This is a genomic window from Caloramator australicus RC3, from assembly GCF_000297115.1.
In the GTDB taxonomy this organism is placed as follows: domain Bacteria; phylum Bacillota; class Clostridia; order Clostridiales; family Caloramatoraceae; genus Caloramator; species Caloramator australicus.
Map to the genome: position 1 here is coordinate 170071 of NZ_CAKP01000082.1, position 18479 is coordinate 188549.

19 protein-coding genes and 1 other annotated feature are annotated in these 18479 nt (G+C 31.9%); of the genes, 14 read left to right on the plus strand and 5 right to left on the minus strand.

The annotated features are described in order from the left end of the window. The first annotated feature begins 6 nt into the window (after window positions 1-6). Window positions 7-1188, plus strand: coding sequence for a D-alanine--D-alanine ligase family protein (locus CAAU_RS08195; RefSeq protein WP_008908973.1), 1182 nt, complete (start codon window positions 7-9; stop codon window positions 1186-1188). A gap of 7 nt (window positions 1189-1195) precedes the next feature. Here CAAU_RS08195 and CAAU_RS08200 read toward each other — a convergent pair whose 3' ends face one another. Further along, entirely contained in the window at window positions 1196-1699 is a 504-nt protein-coding gene (locus CAAU_RS08200) for a 4Fe-4S binding protein (RefSeq protein ID WP_008908974.1), read from the minus strand. Window positions 1700-1868: 169 nt separating this feature from the next. On the opposite strand from CAAU_RS08200, the gene CAAU_RS08205 reads away from it, so the two are divergent. The 5 genes from CAAU_RS08205 to CAAU_RS08225 all read left to right on the plus strand — a co-directional run bounded on the left by CAAU_RS08205 (window position 1869) and on the right by CAAU_RS08225 (window position 7014). Beyond that, window positions 1869-2909 carry a M28 family peptidase gene (locus tag CAAU_RS08205; RefSeq protein ID WP_008908975.1) on the plus strand — a complete coding sequence of 347 codons (1041 nt, stop codon included), beginning with the start codon at window positions 1869-1871 and terminating at the stop codon, window positions 2907-2909. Next, window positions 2902-3903, plus strand: coding sequence for a M42 family metallopeptidase (locus tag CAAU_RS08210; protein ID WP_008908976.1), 1002 nt, complete (start codon window positions 2902-2904; stop codon window positions 3901-3903). The genes CAAU_RS08205 and CAAU_RS08210 overlap by 8 nt, the downstream gene beginning before the upstream one ends. Continuing rightward, complete coding sequence (locus tag CAAU_RS08215; protein ID WP_008908977.1) at window positions 3903-4889, plus strand: M42 family metallopeptidase; 987 nt, start codon at window positions 3903-3905, stop codon at window positions 4887-4889. Before CAAU_RS08210 ends, CAAU_RS08215 begins: the two co-directional genes overlap by 1 nt. Before the next feature lie 66 nt (window positions 4890-4955). Next, entirely contained in the window at window positions 4956-5483 is a 528-nt protein-coding gene (locus CAAU_RS08220; RefSeq protein WP_008908978.1) for a ferritin-like domain-containing protein, read from the plus strand. 178 nt (window positions 5484-5661) lie between these two features. After that, window positions 5662-7014 carry a glucose-6-phosphate isomerase gene (locus tag CAAU_RS08225; protein WP_008908979.1) on the plus strand — a complete coding sequence of 451 codons (1353 nt, stop codon included), beginning with the start codon at window positions 5662-5664 and terminating at the stop codon, window positions 7012-7014. Between the two features lie 23 nt (window positions 7015-7037). Here the strand turns inward: CAAU_RS08225 and CAAU_RS08230 are convergent, their stop codons facing one another. Next, a complete protein-coding gene (locus CAAU_RS08230) occupies window positions 7038-7301 on the minus strand; it encodes a hypothetical protein (RefSeq protein ID WP_008908980.1) in 264 nt (87 codons plus the stop codon). Window positions 7302-7422: 121 nt separating this feature from the next. On the opposite strand from CAAU_RS08230, the gene CAAU_RS08235 reads away from it, so the two are divergent. The 4 genes from CAAU_RS08235 to CAAU_RS08250 all read left to right on the plus strand — a co-directional run bounded on the left by CAAU_RS08235 (window position 7423) and on the right by CAAU_RS08250 (window position 11167). Beyond that, window positions 7423-7710: a hypothetical protein gene (locus CAAU_RS08235; RefSeq protein ID WP_156792058.1), complete on the plus strand. Its 288-nt coding sequence runs from the start codon at window positions 7423-7425 to the stop codon at window positions 7708-7710. Between the two features lie 41 nt (window positions 7711-7751). Beyond that, window positions 7752-7921 (plus strand) — a binding site (T-box leader). A 49-nt stretch (window positions 7922-7970) separates the two neighbouring features. Next, window positions 7971-9359, plus strand: coding sequence for a glycine--tRNA ligase (locus CAAU_RS08240; RefSeq protein ID WP_008908982.1), 1389 nt, complete (start codon window positions 7971-7973; stop codon window positions 9357-9359). A gap of 11 nt (window positions 9360-9370) precedes the next feature. Beyond that, complete coding sequence (locus tag CAAU_RS08245) at window positions 9371-9745, plus strand: DUF6762 family protein (protein ID WP_008908983.1); 375 nt, start codon at window positions 9371-9373, stop codon at window positions 9743-9745. A 201-nt stretch (window positions 9746-9946) separates the two neighbouring features. Beyond that, entirely contained in the window at window positions 9947-11167 is a 1221-nt protein-coding gene (locus tag CAAU_RS08250) for a NupC/NupG family nucleoside CNT transporter (RefSeq protein ID WP_008908984.1), read from the plus strand. An 11-nt stretch (window positions 11168-11178) separates the two neighbouring features. Here the strand turns inward: CAAU_RS08250 and CAAU_RS08255 are convergent, their stop codons facing one another. Next, the gene (locus tag CAAU_RS08255; RefSeq protein ID WP_008908985.1) at window positions 11179-12300 is read right to left on the minus strand and encodes an AlbA family DNA-binding domain-containing protein; all 1122 of its coding nucleotides are present in this window, start codon (window positions 12298-12300) and stop codon (window positions 11179-11181) included. 223 nt (window positions 12301-12523) lie between these two features. On the opposite strand from CAAU_RS08255, the gene CAAU_RS08260 reads away from it, so the two are divergent. From CAAU_RS08260 to CAAU_RS08275, 4 genes are all read left to right on the plus strand, one after another. Beyond that, on the plus strand, window positions 12524-14983 hold the full coding sequence (locus tag CAAU_RS08260) for an ABC transporter substrate-binding protein (protein ID WP_008908986.1): 2460 nt from the start codon (window positions 12524-12526) through the stop codon (window positions 14981-14983). 71 nt (window positions 14984-15054) lie between these two features. Further along, on the plus strand, window positions 15055-15444 hold the full coding sequence (locus CAAU_RS08265; RefSeq protein WP_008908987.1) for a universal stress protein: 390 nt from the start codon (window positions 15055-15057) through the stop codon (window positions 15442-15444). A 169-nt stretch (window positions 15445-15613) separates the two neighbouring features. After that, on the plus strand, window positions 15614-16027 hold the full coding sequence (locus CAAU_RS08270) for a hypothetical protein (RefSeq protein WP_008908988.1): 414 nt from the start codon (window positions 15614-15616) through the stop codon (window positions 16025-16027). A 91-nt stretch (window positions 16028-16118) separates the two neighbouring features. Continuing rightward, a complete protein-coding gene (locus CAAU_RS08275; protein WP_008908989.1) occupies window positions 16119-17273 on the plus strand; it encodes a class I SAM-dependent methyltransferase in 1155 nt (384 codons plus the stop codon). 20 nt (window positions 17274-17293) lie between these two features. Here the strand turns inward: CAAU_RS08275 and CAAU_RS08280 are convergent, their stop codons facing one another. Further along, window positions 17294-17953, minus strand: coding sequence for an HAD family hydrolase (locus CAAU_RS08280; RefSeq protein ID WP_008908990.1), 660 nt, complete (start codon window positions 17951-17953; stop codon window positions 17294-17296). 163 nt (window positions 17954-18116) lie between these two features. Then, window positions 18117-18479, minus strand: a 363-nt coding sequence (locus tag CAAU_RS08285) for an RNA-guided endonuclease TnpB family protein (RefSeq protein WP_040306311.1), incomplete at its 5' end; no start/stop codon positions are given.

Sequence of the window (18479 nt, forward strand, 5' to 3'; positions counted from 1 at the left end):
ATAGAGATGGTTAAGAAAAATGTTTTAATAATGTTTGGAGGAAGAAGCGTTGAACATGAAGTTTCTGTTATAACAGGCCTTCAGGTGGCTGAAAATATCGACAAGGAAAAATATAATGTTGTTCCGCTTTTTATTACAAAACAGGGTGAATGGTATACTGGGGATGAGTTATTGGATATAAAAAATTATAAGAATTTAGATGTTCTTCTTAGCAAGGCCAAAAAAGTTTATCTTGAACCTATTCCTAATAATCCTTATTTAAAATTTTATCCTGAAAAGGGTTTGTTTAAAAAAACACCAGAACCAATAAAAATAGATGTTGTTTTTCCAGCATTACATGGATCCCATGGTGAAGATGGAACAATGCAAGGCCTTTTAGAGCTTTGTAATATTCCTTATGTTGGAAGTGGAGTTTTAGGTTCTGCGGTTGGAATGGATAAAATCATAATGAAGGATATTTTCAAAGCCAACGATATTCCAATAGTTAATTATACATGGTTTTTAAGAAGGGATTATGTAAATGACAGCGAAAGGGTTTTAAATTATCTTGAAGATAAATTAAAATATCCTTTGTTTGTAAAACCAGCAAATTTAGGTTCAAGTATAGGTATTTCAAAGGCGAAAAATAGAGATGAGCTAATAAATGCAATAGAAATTGCAATAAACTATGATAGAAAGATTATAGTCGAAGAGGCTGTTGAAAATCCAATGGAGATAAATTGCTCCGTAATTGGCTTTGATAATGAATATAATGCATCAGTTTTAGAGGAGCCTGTCTCTTGGCAGGAATTCTTGAGTTTTGAGGATAAATATTTAAGGGGAAATAAAAACTCAGGCATGAAAAGTGCAGCAAGGAGGATTCCTGCACCAATTCCAGAAGATAAAACTAAAGAAATTCAAGACCTTGCTATAAAGGTATTTAAAATTTTAGACTGCTCAGGAATTTCAAGAATTGATTTTCTTGTTGAAAAGGACACTATGAAGGTTTATGTAAACGAAATAAATACTATGCCAGGGTCTATATCCTTTTATCTTTGGGAACCAACAGGGCTAAAGTTTAAAGATTTAATTAATAAACTCATAGAATATGCAATTTTGAGAAATCAAGAGTATAATAAAAATATATACGTATTTGATACTCCATTGCTTAAAAAGGCTAGTTCAGGAGTTAAAGGAGGAAAAATATAAGAGGGAACTAATTTGTTCCCTCTAATTTTTTTGATATTTGGAATCCATTTTTTACTGCTTTATCAACGAGGTCGCTTAAGTGTCCCATTGGACAAATCTGGCACCAGCTTCTTGGCTTAAATATTGTTCCAAGAGTTATACCTACTAAAAGGGAAAGAGTCATAAATCTATAAATTGAAAAGGAGATTTTGAGGATGCTACCCTTTGAATGAAACAAAGATAAGCTTAAGAGAGAAAGCATAAGGAGTAACAATATATTTTTTACACCTTTTGTTCGCATAAAATTAGGTAATGGATTATTTAAAGAAATATATTTTAAAAATTTACCTAATAAAGAACCCCGAGGACAATAATGGGAACAATGGATTTTACCTCTACCTAAAAAAGCATGAAATGGAGGCATTATCATACATATTATTCCTAAAAGTCCTATTACAGGATAAAAATAACCAAGTATCACGAAGGATGCTAATATTATCCATGACCAGTGCTGATGACTTTTCTTTTTCATATACTTCCCTCCCTTTAGCAACTATTTTTGTTAAAACTTCGTAACATAAGCTATTACTTATTATACTTATACGGGGTATAAGTGTCAAATGAAAAATATTTTAGAAAATTCTTTAACTTTCTACTAAAATAGTTTAAAATTAGTAATGTGAATGAAAAGGAGGGATAAGATGGAAGGAAAGGAGATATTAAAGAAATTAAGTGATCTAAATGCGGTTTCAGGTAGTGAATATTTATTGCAGGATGATTTGGAATGCACTTTTAAGCCCTATGTAAATGAAATTAAAAAGGGAAAAATGGGAGACTTTATAGCTATTAAAAGGGGAGAAGGGGAGGATAGATTAAAAATATTAATAACTGCCCATGTAGATGAAATAGGCCTTATGGTTACGGATATCGATGAACGTGGATTTGTTTCCTTTACAAATGTTGGCGGAGTAGATCCAAAGACTTTACCTGCCCAAGAGGTTATAATTCATGGCTTAAGGGATGTGCATGGAGTAATTGGAGCAAAACCACCACATGTTTTAACTGAAAAGGATAGAAAAAAGGCAATTAAAATGGATGAGATGGTAATAGATTGTGGGATGACAAAGGATGAATTAAAAGAATTAGTAAAAATTGGAGATTACATTACAATAAAGAAAGAGTCGTTGGAGCTTTTAGGTGATTTCATTACAGGAAAAGCCCTTGATAATCGTGTTGGTATAATGGCACTTTATGAATGTGCCAAAGAATTGAATAAAATAAAACATACTGCTGATGTTTATTTTGCAGCTACAACTCAAGAGGAAAGGGGTCTTTTAGGGATTAAAACAACTACCTATGAAGTAAATCCTGATATTGGAATAGTTGTTGATGTAACCTTTGGAGATAAATATGCAAATCCTGATATTCAGCTTGAGTGTGGAAAGGGAGTTGAAATCACTATAGGACCAAATATTCACCCTGAGCTTTCTGAAAAACTTATTAAACTTGCTGATGAATATGGTATACCATATACCATTGATGTTGCACCAGGAGGAACAGGGACAGAAACTTGGAATCTTCAGGTGACAAGAGAAGGTGTTCCAACTCTTTTAGTTTCTGTTCCTATAAAGTATATGCACACATCTACGGAAATTGTAAATTATAAAGATATCGTTAGAGCTGGAAGACTATTAGCTTTGTTTATTTCTTCTTTGAAGAATTGGGGTGATATTTATGCTTAAAAAATTAACAGATGCCTTTGGTGTTTCAGGTTATGAAAAGGAAGTAAGGGAAGTTATTAAGGAAGAAGTTAAGGATCTTGGAGAAGTATTTATAGATAAGCTTGGTAATTTAATAGTTCACAAGAGGGGTAACGGTAAAAGGGTTATGCTTGCTGCCCATATGGATGAAGTAGGATTTATTGTAACAGGAATTAAGGATGATGGTAGAATTAAGTTTGCACCCGTTGGTGGAATAGACCCTAGAATTTTAATATCAAAAAGGGTTGTATTTGGAAGAAGCAAAATAAAGGGTATCATAGGATATAAACCGATTCACCTTCAAAACGAAGGGGAAAGGTCAAATCCAGTAAATATAAAGGATTTGTTTATCGATATTGGTGCAACAAGCAAGGAAGAGGCTCTAAAGCATGTAAAGCTTGGTGATTATGCTACCTTTGAAAGTGAATATGTAGATATGGGAAGATATATAAAGGCAAAGGCTTTGGATGATAGAGTAGGATGTGCTGTTTTAATTGATGTATTAAAGGAGAATTATAACTTAGATTTATATTGTGTATTTACTGTTCAGGAGGAAGTAGGGCTCAGAGGGGCCACCGTTGCAGCATACAGCATAGAACCAGAGATTGCTCTTGCTATTGAAGGAACGACCTGCGCTGATTTTGTAAAGGATGAAAAGGACTTTGTAACAGAAACAGGAAAGGGACCAGCATTGTCGGTTATGGATTCCTCATCGATTGCTAATGAAAAACTTCTTAAGTTGATTATTAAAGTAGCAGAAGAAAATAAAATACCCTATCAACTGAGAAGAGGAACGGTGGGTGGAAATGATGCAGGCGCTATTCATAAAGCAAAAACTGGCTGTAAAACTGCAAGCATCTCTGTTCCTACAAGATATATACACTCACCCATAAGCATGATTCATAAGGAAGACTATGAAAATACTTTAAAATTAACTAAAAAAGTTTTAGAAAGTCTAGAAGAGGAGGAGTTATGATGGAATTATTAAGGGATTTAGTTTCAATATATGGCCCATCGGGAAGAGAAGATTTGGTTGCTGATTTTATAATAGTGCAAATAAAGGATTATGTTGATGAGGTTCAAAAGGATGCTTTAGGCAATGTCATTGCTATGAAAAAGGGTAAGGGAAGTAAAAAGGTTATGCTTGCTGCCCATATGGACCAAATCGGAATTATGGTAACCTTTATTGATGAAAATGGATTTTTGAGATTTTCTAACATAGGAGGATTAAATCCATATTCCCTTTTATATAAGAGGGTTATGTTTAAAAATGGAGTTGAAGGAATTATATCAAAGGAACAAAAGGCAGATATTAAGGAACTTACACTTAAGGAACTTTACATAGATATTGGAGCATCTACAAGAGAAGAGGCAAGCCAAAAGGTTCAAATAGGGGACTTTGGAGTATTTAAGTCGGATTTTCAAGATTTTGGCGACAGAGTAGTTGGTGCTGCCTTTGACGACAGATTAGGGTGCTATGTTTTATTAGAAGTAGCAAAACAGATTAAGGATAGTGAAAATGATATTTATTTTGTATTTACAACTCAAGAGGAGGTTGGGTTAAGGGGAGCTAAGGTTTCTGCCTTTAGAATTGAGCCTGATCTTGCTATAGCTGTTGATGTTACTGCAACTGGAGATACTCCAAATTGTAATAAAATGGCTGTTAAATTAGGAGAAGGTGCAGCAATAAAAATAATGGATAGGGCATTTATAGTTCATCCTAAGGTAAAAGAGCTTCTTGTTAGGGTGGCAGAGGCAAATAATGTTAAATATCAATTTGAAATTTTAGAGATGGGAACAACAGATGCTGCAGAAATTTTTACTACTAAAACGGGAGTTCCAACAGGAGTAATATCAATTCCTACAAGATATATTCATTCCCATAGCGAAATGGCTGATAAAAGGGATATAAAGGCCGCAATTGATATACTTAAATATTTAGTGCCTAATAATTTAGATTAAGATTTTAGTAGCAAATTTATTATATTTTCATATTATATAATTGTAATACTCTTTTTAGGGGATAATATGCCGGGGGATATAAAAAAGGCAGCAAAATTTTCTGTTAATATCAATTATCCAGAACCTAAGGTTGAAAAGAAAAGTATTAATTATGCAAATTTACTGCTGCTTGACTATTCAGGCCTTGTTAGTGAACTCTCTGCAACATTACTTTATGTTTATCAACATTTAATATCTGATGGAAAATATGAGGATTATGCTGAAGCGGTGGCAGGGATAGCGGTTATTGAAATGAAACACTTAGAACTTCTTGGAGAAACAATTAAATTATTAGGCTTAAAACCGATGTATGCTATCCCACATATGGGGCTTTATTATCCTTGGAATTCAAAACTTATTGACTACTCAACAAATATTAATAAGATGATAGATATAGATATACAGTCTGAGCTTGATGCCATTAAACAATACGAGAATCATAAGATATTAATAAAGGATAAATACATTGTAGAGTTATTGAACAGAATTATAGAAGATGAAAAATTGCACCTTAAATTTTTTAGAGAGCTTAAAGGAAAATATGAAAGGAGCTAATAGACTTTACTATTAGCTCTAATTTTATTAAGTATAAAACTAGATAAGTAGAGTTCATACTAAAGGTAATATATCGATTTATTGTATATCAACAAAAAATATTGGACAATTTGTCGTTGAATTATTGAAGGTAATGTTATAAAATTTAATATAAATTTTGCTAATGGAGGTAATAATTATGGCAAACATAACTCTAGACTATTCGAAAGTTTTAGGTTTTGTTAACATGGAAGAGATTAAAGGTTTAGAGGGGCAAATAAGGGATGCACATGAGAAGTTACATAATAAAACTGGAGCTGGAAGCGACTTTTTAGGTTGGGTTACGTTACCTAAGGATTATGATAAAGAAGAATTTGAGAGGATTATTAATGCTGCAGAAAGGATAAAGACAAATTCTGATGCCCTTGTTGTTATAGGAATAGGTGGTTCATACTTAGGAGCTAGGGCAGCTATTGAGATGTTAAATCATACCTTCTATAATGTTCTTCCTAAAAATAAAAGAAAAACTCCTGAAATATATTTTGTTGGAAACAACATAAGTCCTGTGTATATGCGTGATTTACTTGATGTATTAGAAGGTAAGGAAATATCTGTTAATGTTATATCAAAATCAGGAACAACTACAGAGCCTGCAATTGCTTTTAGAATATTTAAAGAATATATGGAAAATAAATATGGTAAAGAAGGCGCAAAGGAAAGAATTTATGCAACAACCGATAAAGCAAAGGGGGCCCTTAGAAAACTTGCTGAAGAGGAAGGTTACGAAACCTTTATAATTCCAGATGATGTAGGAGGAAGATATTCTGTTTTAACAGCGGTTGGATTACTTCCAATTGCGGTAAGCGGAGTTGATATAAGGGAAATGATGAAGGGTGCCTTGGACGGAATGAAGGAATATTCAAACTTAGATGTCATTAATAACCCAGCCTATCTTTATGCTGCAATAAGAAATGCTCTATATAGAAAGGGAAAGACAGTTGAAATAATGGCCAACTATGAACCAGGATTACATTATTTTGCAGAATGGTGGAAACAGCTCTTTGGAGAAAGTGAAGGTAAGGACGGAAAGGGAATTTATCCTGCTTCAGTTGATTTTACAACAGATCTTCATTCTATGGGACAGTATATTCAAGATGGTTTAAGACATATATTTGAAACAGTTTTAAATGTTGAAAAACCAAGATACGATGTTGAGATTAAGGAAGATAAGGATAATATAGACGGTCTTAATTTCTTAGCTGGCAAAACAATGGATTTTGTTAATAAAAAGGCCTTTGAAGGAACTGTTCTTGCCCATACAGATGGAAATGTTCCGAATATAATAATAAATATTCCAGAGTTAACTCCATATTATTTTGGAAAGCTTGTTTATATGTTTGAAAAGGCATGTGGAATTAGCGGCTATATGTTAGGAGTAAATCCTTTCGATCAACCTGGAGTTGAGGCTTATAAAAAGAACATGTTTGCTCTTTTAGGAAAACCAGGATATGAGGAGGAAAGAAAAAGACTTGAAGAAAGACTAGGAAGATAATAGCCCCAAGGGATACCTTGGGGTTATTCCTCTAATACGACTATTTCGAACTTGTCAAAATCGATTTCTTCTATAAAGTTATCCTGTGTGAAAATTGTTTTTTTAAGTTTATTGAATTCTTCAAGATTATGTGGAAGCCAATATGGCTTTTGAATATCCAGTTTTTGAGCTATTTCTGTTATACATTTTTTAAGCTGCTCTTGATAACTTATATTTTCATTATTTATAGCTTCTTCATGCATTATAATCTTATTATTTTTTATAACTTTACCCCAAATTCTTAGCAAAATATCACCTTCCTATAAATATTTATTTGAATTATAACATCCTTTAGGTATAAAATAAAGATATAAACTATGGAAGGTGATAGAAGTGTTAATAAAAATTACGGATATAGCGATGAAAAAAATGATAGAAAACGCAAAAAATAATAATAAAGACACTGTGATAAATATTTATATTGATAGAGTTATGTGTAATTCTATAAAATATGGTTTGGCTTTTGGGGATAATAACGAAAAAATCCATAAAATCGTTGGACCAATTAAGTTAGTTATAGATGAAGAACTGAATAAATATCATAATGAACTAGAAATAGATTATATTTTTAAACCAAAGGAAGGATTTGTCATTAAAGGATATCCAAAGTATAATAAAGGATGTTCAAAATGTAATGGATGCGGTAGAAAACCTTGACAAATTTTTATAATTTGTTATCATAACAATTAAAAGTAAATATTTATACAATGAAGGGGAGGAGTAGTTGATAGCCTCAATCATAGCGAGCCGGTGGGGGTGGAAGACTGGCATTGAGTTTCAACGAAGGGCGCCCTGGAGTAATTAAAACGAGGTGGGTCATACGACCAATTAGGGTGGAACCGCGGAAGCTAAGCCTTTCGTCCCTTGCGGGATGAAGGGCTTTTTATATTGCGAATTTATTAAAAGGAGGGCATAATATGGCAGTAGAGAAAACTATGGATAAAATAGTTGCACTATGTAAGAGTAGGGGATTTATATTTCCTGGTTCTGAGATCTATGGCGGTCTTGCGAATACTTGGGATTATGGTCCTCTAGGAGTTGAGCTTAAAAATAATATTAAAAAAGCATGGTGGAAAAAGTTTATTCAAGAATCCCCATATAATGTTGGTGTTGACTGTGCTATTTTAATGAATCCACAGGTTTGGGTAGCATCAGGACATGTTGGAGGATTTAGTGATCCTTTAATGGATTGTAAAAGCTGTAAATCAAGATTTAGGGCAGATAAACTTATAGAGGATTATATGACAAATAACGGCTTAGAACCCCATGTTAGCGGATGGAGCAATGAAAAGATGATGGATTACATAAGGGAACATGAGATAAAGTGCCCAGACTGCGGAGCTTTCAATTGGACAGATATAAGGCAGTTTAATTTAATGTTTAAAACATATCAAGGAGTAACTGAAGACTCAAAGGCTTTAGTTTATTTAAGACCTGAAACTGCACAGGGAATATTTGTTAATTTTAAAAACGTATTAAGAACTACAAGAAAAAAGCTTCCATTTGGAATAGGCCAAATTGGTAAATCCTTTAGAAATGAAATAACACCGGGTAATTTTATATTTAGAACAAGGGAATTTGAACAAATGGAGCTTGAATTTTTCTGCAAGCCCGGTGAGGATTTAGAATGGTTTAATTACTGGAAAAACTTCTGTAAAAATTGGCTTTTAAGCCTTGGAATTAAGGAAGAAAATATAAGATTAAGAGATCATGAGAAGGAAGAGCTTTCCCATTACAGCAATGCTACTACTGATATAGAATACAAATTCCCATTTGGCTGGGGAGAACTTTGGGGCATTGCAGACAGAACTGATTTTGACTTAAAGCAGCACATAGAACATTCAGGTGAAGATTTGGTTTACTTTGATCCTGAAACTAATGAGAAAATTGTCCCATATTGTATTGAACCATCAGTTGGAGCTGATAGGGTTCTGCTTGCCTTCTTAATTGATGCTTATGATGAAGAAACATTGGAAGATGGCGATGTAAGAACAGTTTTAAGATTCCATCCAGCCCTTGCGCCATTTAAAGCTGCTGTTCTTCCACTTTCTAAAAAATTAGCTGATGGTGCAAGAAAGGTTTATGAAGATTTGTCAAAGGAATTTATGATTGATTATGATGAGACAGGTAGCATAGGAAAGCGTTACAGAAGACAAGATGAGATAGGAACACCCTTCTGCATAACATACGACTTTGATTCAGTTAGTGATAATATGGTTACAATAAGAGATAGAGATACAATGCAGCAGGTTAGAATTCCAATAAATGAAGTTAAGAACTACATTCTAGAAAGATTAAAATTTTAAGGAGTGATCCTATGGAAGGAAGGGCACTAGTCCTTTATAAAAGGGAAAATAATATTTTGGCTGAAGAACTTGGAAGTTATGAAGTTGAGACGGGATTACAATTCATTACTAAGGCTTATGTAGAAAATGATATTTGTTATATCTACTTATCAACTGATAGAGATGTAACAGATGAACAATATAACGAAATATTTGATTTATACGATATGGAATTATTTGAAAATTTTGGGTTTGAGATTAAAGAGGTTGAAGAGTATAATCCAACTTGGCTTATAAAATTTGAATTTAAAGATGATTATGATTACATGGAGGATAAATTAAATTTAATAGTCTCCCATCATGAGATGCAAATAAATGAGATTTACAAAAAATTAGGAATTGAATAATTTTAAAATAAGTTAAAAGCCATATTTTAGACTTGCTAAAGGTCTAAAATTATGGCTTTTTTGTTTTGTTTAATTGTTTTTAATTAATATACAATTTAAAACTATTTTAAATTTAGAACTATTTTCATTTATATTGCATTGTTTGACATTTTGTATTAAATTTAATTTTGCTGCAATAATAAGAAATGAAAGGAGATTATTATGGAGAAACTGATTAGCTTATTGGGAATAGCAGTTATTCTAGGAATCGCATTTTTATTATCTGAGAACAAGAAAAAAGTTAATTGGGTTTTAGTTGCAAAGGGAATAACTATCCAGTTTATTTTTGCTCTTATAGTTCTTAAGTGGTCTGTTGGACAAAGAATTTTTAATATAATAAGTAGGGGAGTTACAAAACTTTTGGATTTTACAAAGTTTGGAACTACATTTTTGTTTGGGGATTTAATCGATTCAAATAAGTTTGGAGTTATATTTGCACTTCAAATATTGCCTACTATTATATTTTTCTCCGCACTTATGAGTATTTTATATTATTTAGGAATTATGCAGGCTGTAGTATCTTTTCTAGCTAAAATTATGTTAAAAATTCTTGGAACTTCAGGGGCTGAATCTCTGTCAAATACAGCTAATATATTTTTAGGTCAAACAGAAGCTCCACTTTTGATAAAACCTTATGTAAATGATATGACAAGATCAGAATTATTAACTATTATGGTTGGCGGTATGGCAACTGTTGCTGGAGGTGTTATGGCTGGATATATAGCAATGGGGATTGATGCTGGCCATTTGATAGCTGCAAGTTTAATGGCAGCACCAGCAAGTTTAATGATATCAAAAATAATGCTTCCTGAAACTGAAGAACCTAAAACTAAAGGCAAGGTAAATATTGAATTTGAAAAAGTGGATGCAAATGTAATTGATGCTGCAGCACGTGGTGCATCGGAAGGGTTACAACTGAGTCTCAACGTAGGGGCGATGCTAATAGCCTTTATAGCACTTATATATTTGATAAATTATCTCATTGCAAAAGTTGGCTATTTAGTAGGTATTCGTGATTTTAGCCTTGAATGGATTTTGGGAAGACTATTTGCTCCAGTAACATTTATAATTGGGGTTCCGCTTAAAGATGTTATTAATGCAGGTAGTCTATTAGGACAAAAAATAGTTATCAATGAATTTTTTGCCTTTGCTAATCTATCAAACTTAATTAAGGGTGGAATTTTACAACAAAGAACCATAACTCTTTTAACTTATGCCCTTTGTGGTTTTGCCAATATTAGTTCAATAGCTATACAAATTGGCGGTATTGGAGGGCTTGCACCAGATAGACGTTCTGATATAGCTAAATTAGGGATTAAAGCTCTTATAGGTGGAACATTAGTAGGACTTTTAAATGCTGCAATTGCTGGGTTGCTTTTATAAGCAATCCAGTTTTAAATTTTAGCTTCTAATGGAATTATTACTTTATATAAGTTTTCAGAGGGGATATTATAATATTTGATTTTAGAATAGTGCTTTTCGAATTCTTGTTTGTTATATTCTTTATTGAAAAATTTCTTATCCTTATCAAGAGTAATAATTTTAGAATATAACCATAGATTGCGTTTTACATATTTATCATTGTTTGCTTTTAAAGCAGCGCCGGGATTGACTATTTCGATTTTGTTATTCTTAATATAAACTTCAATGAACCTGTTGATACAAAAATAGTCTCTGTAAATAATTGCTTTACCAATATGTTCTTGGATAGCAGATTTTACTAGTGAATTATAAGGAATAACTTTATTTGTAAACTGGATTGCGTCATCAAGCATGTCGATTATCGTTCCTTTTGAAATATGAAGTTTAGGAAGTTCATTATTTATATAGTTATGAATAAGTATAATGGCATGTGGCAAGAAGATATCTGGATGTTTACCAAAGAGAAGCATAGCACCAAGGGAAGGATGAATTTCATTATTATCTTTTTCTTTAATGGCAAAACCAGCAGATATAAGAAGATGATTATCAACAGGATGATTTATGCCAGCCATTTTAAAAAAGTCATCGACTTTATTAAGATCAATATCCTTTAAATTAGCTTTGATTATAGGAGTTTGTTCTATGTGGAAGAGACCTGTATCATGCAAAATAGAGGCTATTTCTTCCTTTCTCATATAGTCAGTAGTTGAGCCTCTTCTTATATAAAATGCCCCTGTTTCCCTTAATTGAAATGGCTTTTGCTCTGTATTGTAGATAGTTATGATACCTATTGTTTTCCCAGCGATATCTATTTTATCTACTGATACAGGAACTGGTGGCTCTATTCGCGTTGAAACTATTTGTTGTATTTTTTCTTCACTAAATAAATCTTTGTTAATACCAATAATTTTTTTGCTTTTATCTTCTATACCAAATATTAAATATCCTCGACCACCCTTTGAGTTAGCAATAGCACATATGTCCTTTGCAAGTTCTTTTTTGCCAGATTCGGTATCGATATTTAATTTTTCTTTAAAATCTAATTTTAATCCTTCTTCTTTTGAAATTAGCGATAAAAGTTTTTGAAAATCCACAATAGTCACCCTTTATATCTTTTATATTATTATATGAATTGATGGCCTTATTTGTAGACAACATGCTTGATTATAAATTATGTTATAATACATCGGCATCTTTTGCAATAAATATTGCATCGATTTTGTGCAAAAAATTGAATATTTCTTATAGATATAATATAATCTTATTGTAGTATATTTGCTGAATATTTGCTGAAATTTTGACGAAAAGGGTGAGAAGATGATAAACATTTTTCGAAAAAACAAGAAGGATGAAATATCTGTTACATTAGATGAAAAAGTAGAAAAGCAGTTATTTGATGAAAATGTAAAACGTGGACTTAAAAATGAAGAAAAATTAGTGGAAAGAATGATAAATAGAATAGAAGAGATGGAATTTGCGACTCAAAATCTTATAGATACAATAAATGGTATATATGGCAATGTAGAACATAATCTTGAAGCATTAAACAATGTCTTGGATGAGATAAATAGTTATTCTGCAGTTGCGCAGCAGGTTTTTGCCAACACATCTCAGTCTAAGGAAACTGCCTTTGAAACATTAGACGTAGCCAAGGAAGGTTCATTGGCTGTTGACAAATCAGTTAATGCAATAAGAGGAATAGAAAGTTCAGTGGAAGAGATAGTAAGTATAGTTAATATATTAAGTCAAAAAGCTGTAAAAATAAATGAAATGCTTGATATTATAAAAGAAATATCAGAACAAACGAATTTATTATCCCTTAATGCATCAATAGAAGCTGCAAGGGCTGGCGAAGTAGGTAGGGGATTTGCTGTAGTAGCGTCTGAAGTTAAAAAATTAGCACAAAGAAGTAGTGAATCTGCAGAAAAGATATCCCAAACAATAAGAGAAATAAATGAAACTATCAACAAAACGAAAGATGCTATGATAAAAAGTAAAGAAATGGTTGATCTTGGGGTTAGCATTGCTGATGATACTAAGTCGGTATTCGATAAAATAATTGAAGCTGTTAAAACTACAGTTACCGCTGCTGATGAAATAAATCAAGGTATATCAAAGCAGGTTGAAAGTTTCGAAAAAGTCATTGAAGCGACAAATATATTAAACGAAAACTCACAAAACCTCATGAAAAAAACAGAATATGCCCTTTTAAATGCAGGTTATACAAAAAATTCCATAGATGCACTTTATGAAACATCTAAGGATTTGAAATTAATTAGTGACTCTTTAATAAAAAAAGTTAACGATAGTTATTATAATGATGTAATTTTAAAAACCAATTTACATGCAAAGCCTGATAATTTGGATCCTGCTATGTCCTTTGATTCTGCAACAGCAAGGATTCTTTCAAATGTTCATGCGGGATTATTAATACAAGGTAATTCAACTGAGGTATTCCCTGGAATAGCAAAGAGTTGGAACGTTGAGGAAGATAATAAAACGTGGGTTTTTAACTTAAGAAAAGGTGCTAAGTTCCACAATGGAAGGGAAATTACGGCTGAAGATGTAAAGAAATCCTTTGAAAGGCTTTTAAGCCCAGAGTTAGATTCGCCAAATGCATGGTTTTTATCTTTAATAGAAGGTAGTGATGAGTATCAAAAAGGGATGTCGAGGGAAGTAAGGGGCATAAAGGTTTTAGATAAGTATAGATTGACAATAAAACTTAAATCACCTTATACTGGATTCTTATTAAACCTTGCTCAAACCGCATGCGCTGTTATTGCTACTGAAGAGCTCAGCAAAGGGAAAATAGTTGGCTGTGGCCCATATTATATTGATTATATTGACGAGGGAAGATGTTTATTAAAGGCGTTTAAGGATTATTTTGGAGGGGCCCCATACGTAGATGTAGTTGAATATTCCTTTGGTGGTGATGATATAGCAGAAGGTTTTAAAAACAAAAAGTTCGATTTTATATATTTTGAAGACAAAGCTACTTTAGAAAAGTTAAAAGAATATAATGTATCGAACATTATTATGCAAAATATGCTTTCGACTACCTATGCAGGTTTTAATTTAAGATCAAAATCTACTCTTATAGCGGATAAAGAAGTAAGAAAGGCTATAAATTATGCGATAGATAAAAAACGAATAATAGATACCTTGATGAAGGGTATGGCGGAAGAATCGAAAGGACCAATCCCGCCAGGTATGATAGGTAATTCCTATTTGATGGGCTATAGCTATAATCCTTCCAAAGCTAGAGAACTGTTGGTGGGTAAGAACCTAAAAGGAGAAACAATAATTATTCAAACAAGAATAGGAACAGGAAATAGCACTTACGAAATGATTGCCGAAATGATAAAAGAAGATCTCGAAAAGATTGGATTTAAGTGTGAGATAAATAAAGTCCCAAGGGAAGAATATTTAAAACCTCAAACAATAGCAAAGTGTCATATTTTCATTAGCGGCTGGATTGCGGATACCGGAGACCCTGATAATTATTTAGAGCCTTTGTTTAATATAGATAATGTTACTAATTTTTCAGGATATGATAATAAAGAAGTTGTAAGATTAATGAAGGAAGCAAGAGAAATGATAAATCCTCAAAAGCGCTTAGAGATATATAAGGAAATTCAAAAGATAATAGTTGACGATGCTCCATGGATATTCTTATATCATCCACAATCTGGTGTAGCACACCAAAGGAATATAATAGGGTTAAAGTTATCAACCTTGGGAAAAATAAAATTGGATGAAATTATAAAAGAGGATTAATGTTCTTTCCTTAAAATGTAAAATGTGATATTATACATATAGAATAATATACCCAGAAAGGGGAATTATTGGTGAATAATATACAAAATATTTTAGTATGTGTTACACAACAAAAAACCTGTGAAAGACTTATTAAAAAAGGTGCTGAGTTAAAAAGAAACAATGAAAAATCCGAACTTTATGTTATACACGTAGCTAAAGAAGGCGATAATTTTTTAAATAATCCCTTTCAAGACGATGCGCTAGAATATTTGTTTGATATATCAAAGGAATATGGAGCTTCTATGATTGTATTAAGATCAAATTTAATTGCAAAGACTATTGCAGAATTTGCAAGAACAAATAATGTATCTGATATTGTGTTAGGTTCTTCGCCTTCGGATTATCGAAATAATAGTATTATAATAGAGCTTAAAAGTTTGCTTCCGGCAATTCAATTTCATATTGTTAATGGTGAATGACCTTAGCAATTTTTGCTAAGGTCTATTTTTTTGATAAAAATTACGTATAAAAGTAAAATTTAAACAAATAATAGATTTGAAGGTCAAATTTACGGAAAAATAAAAATTGAAAAAATTTTCTGAATATAGTATGATTATTTTAACAATAAAAATAAATGAGGTGATAAAAATGGTTCAAGTTATCACCGGCGAAAAGGGTGCCGGCAAGACAAAGAAACTCATTTCATTGGCAAATGAAATGGTTTCAAATTCAAAGGGCCATATTGTTTATATCAGCAACAATTCAGAGCATATGTTTGATTTAAACTCTCATATAAGACTAGTTGATTCTTCTCAATTTCCCATTTCTTCCATCGATTCCTTTATTGGCTTTGTCTTTGGTATAATTTCAGAGGATTATGATATCGATACGATTTTTATCGATAATGTAAACAACATATTTAAGGACAATTTTGAGCAAATTGAGCATTTTATTAAAACTCTTAAATTTGCTGAGGAAAAATACGGCATTAACTTTATTCTTGGTATACGTGCACCTAAGGACAAAGAATTTAATGTTGAAGTTGAATATTTGGCCGTTTAATATAGATGGGGGGGAATTCCCCCTCATATAATTTTTTGCTATAATTATTAAACGTTATTTAAATTAAAAAGACATGCAGGGAGTGATACTAATGAACAAACAAACATGTGAAAAAATAAAATTTATGCTCTCGGCAATTATTATTAGAGCTGAGGAAAACTCGGATTTCATCAAAGGAATAGATTTTACATTCAAATCCGGAGGAAAAGAATTTAAGGGAGTTTACAACATTGATAAGAATATGCTTTGTTACAATGGACAAAATTTAAATATCAAATTAAATGATTTAAGAAATTTCATATCGGACGAATCAATAAAATATGATTCATTAGAATTAAGATTATTAGAAAGAGGAAAAACAACTATTTTATCTGCCGATAATAAAAATGTTAAAATTAAAAATATCGATGAAGAGGCATTAGAGGATTATGATGAGCATGAAAGGACGGGAATAAACTTAAAAAGAAGCTATTATATAAAAATTGGAGAGGCAGATGATTTATTAAAGGCAATAGGTATTTTAACAAAGGATGGGAAGCTAAAGAACGACATGATAAGGAAATACAATCAAATTGACCATTTTGTGGAACTAATTGATTCATATATCGATGAATTTCAGGATTATGATACAATAAATGTTCTTGATTGTGCCTGTGGAAAATCATATTTAACCTTTGTATTAAATTACTATATCAAAGAAAAAAAGAAAAAGAATTGCTTCTTTATTGGCATTGATACATCTGAGGTTGTTATTGAAAATTCTAAGAAGATTGCAAAGGAATTAGGATATAAAAATATGATGTTTATAAAGGATAATATAAAAAATTATAACCCAGATCGAAGAATAGATATTGTAATAAGCCTTCATGCCTGTGATATTGCAACTGATATGGCACTTGGAACTGCTATTAATTTTAATGCAAAGGCAATTTTTGCTGTTCCATGCTGTCATCGGGAATTGCTTGAACAGATAAAATTCGATGATTTAGGGGAAATTTTTAAACATGGAATTTTAAAGGCAAGATTTTCTGACTTATTAACTGATGGAATAAGAGGATTACTTTTAGAAGCTGCTGGATATAAAGTATCAATTGTAGAATACATATCACCCCTTGAAACCCCTAAGAATCTTTTGATAAGGGCATTAAAGGTTAAAGATAAGGACGAATTGGCATGGAAAAAATATGAGGATTTAAAGAAAAGATTTTGCATTAATCCGTATTTAGAAAAATATGTAAGAATTTAAGAGCACGCTTAGGGCGTGCTTTATTTACAATAATTGTTTATTATGTATTCAAAATCATGGATAATATGTTCAACATAGTCTTCAAATTCTTCAGGTGTGCAGCTTCCATATTCATCGAACACTCCTATTACCTTCATTCCTGCCTTTTTTGCTCCAATAGCGCCAGAAATTGTATCCTCAAAAACTAGGCACTCTTTTGGTTGAACATTTAGACGTTTGGCAACTTCAAGAAAAACATGGGGCTCAGTTTTTGAATTAGAAACCTCTTCAGTTGTAACGATTACTTCAAAATACTGTCGGATATCGTTTCGCTTTAATACGGCTTCAACAAGTTCATGGGAGTTGCTGGTGGCAATACCTATCTTTATATTATTTGATTTAAGATATTCCAAAAATTCCTTGACGCCCTTTTTAACTTCAATTACAGATGAATAGTATTCAGATACCATTTTGTGCCATTCTGACATAATTTCTTCTATAGAATCTTGAATACCAAAATTTTTCTTAAAATAAATTGCCGTATCAATAAAACTTAAACCCTCTATATGTTTTTGTAAGTCAGGGGGTGGAGTAATGCCATGTTTTTTAAGATACTCTATATCTACTTGCTTCCATACCCATAGAGAATCTATTAAAGTGCCATCAAGATCAAATATTACTGCCTTAATATTGTCTAGCATATCAACACCTCGCTTTGGAAAAAGTATATATAAAATTATACATAATTTAAAATAGTTTTTGAACCTCCCACGACTAAAGTCGCGGGATTCCTGCTTCATCGACCTCGTAACCTACTATCTCCACAGGCGTTAATTCGGGTAGTCCCTACCCTACTGTTTTTACTTATGCTATACCTAATATCCTCTTTCCTTCTTTTAATATATTTTTACTTGCATTTACATCTCTATCGTGGACTGTCTTACATATTGGACATTCCCAATTCCTTATGTTTAAGTCTTTTACTTCTTCATTTTTATAACCACATACACTACATATTTGACTCGTTGGATAAAACATATCTACTTTTACTATTGTTCTTCCATACCATAATGCTTTATATTCAAGCATATTTACAAATTTTGACCATGCTACATCTGATATGGACTTTGATAGTTTGTTATTTCTTAACATATTCTTAACCTTTAAGTCCTCCAAAATTATAACTTGGTTTTCGTTTATAATTTTAGAGGATAGCTTTTGCAAAAA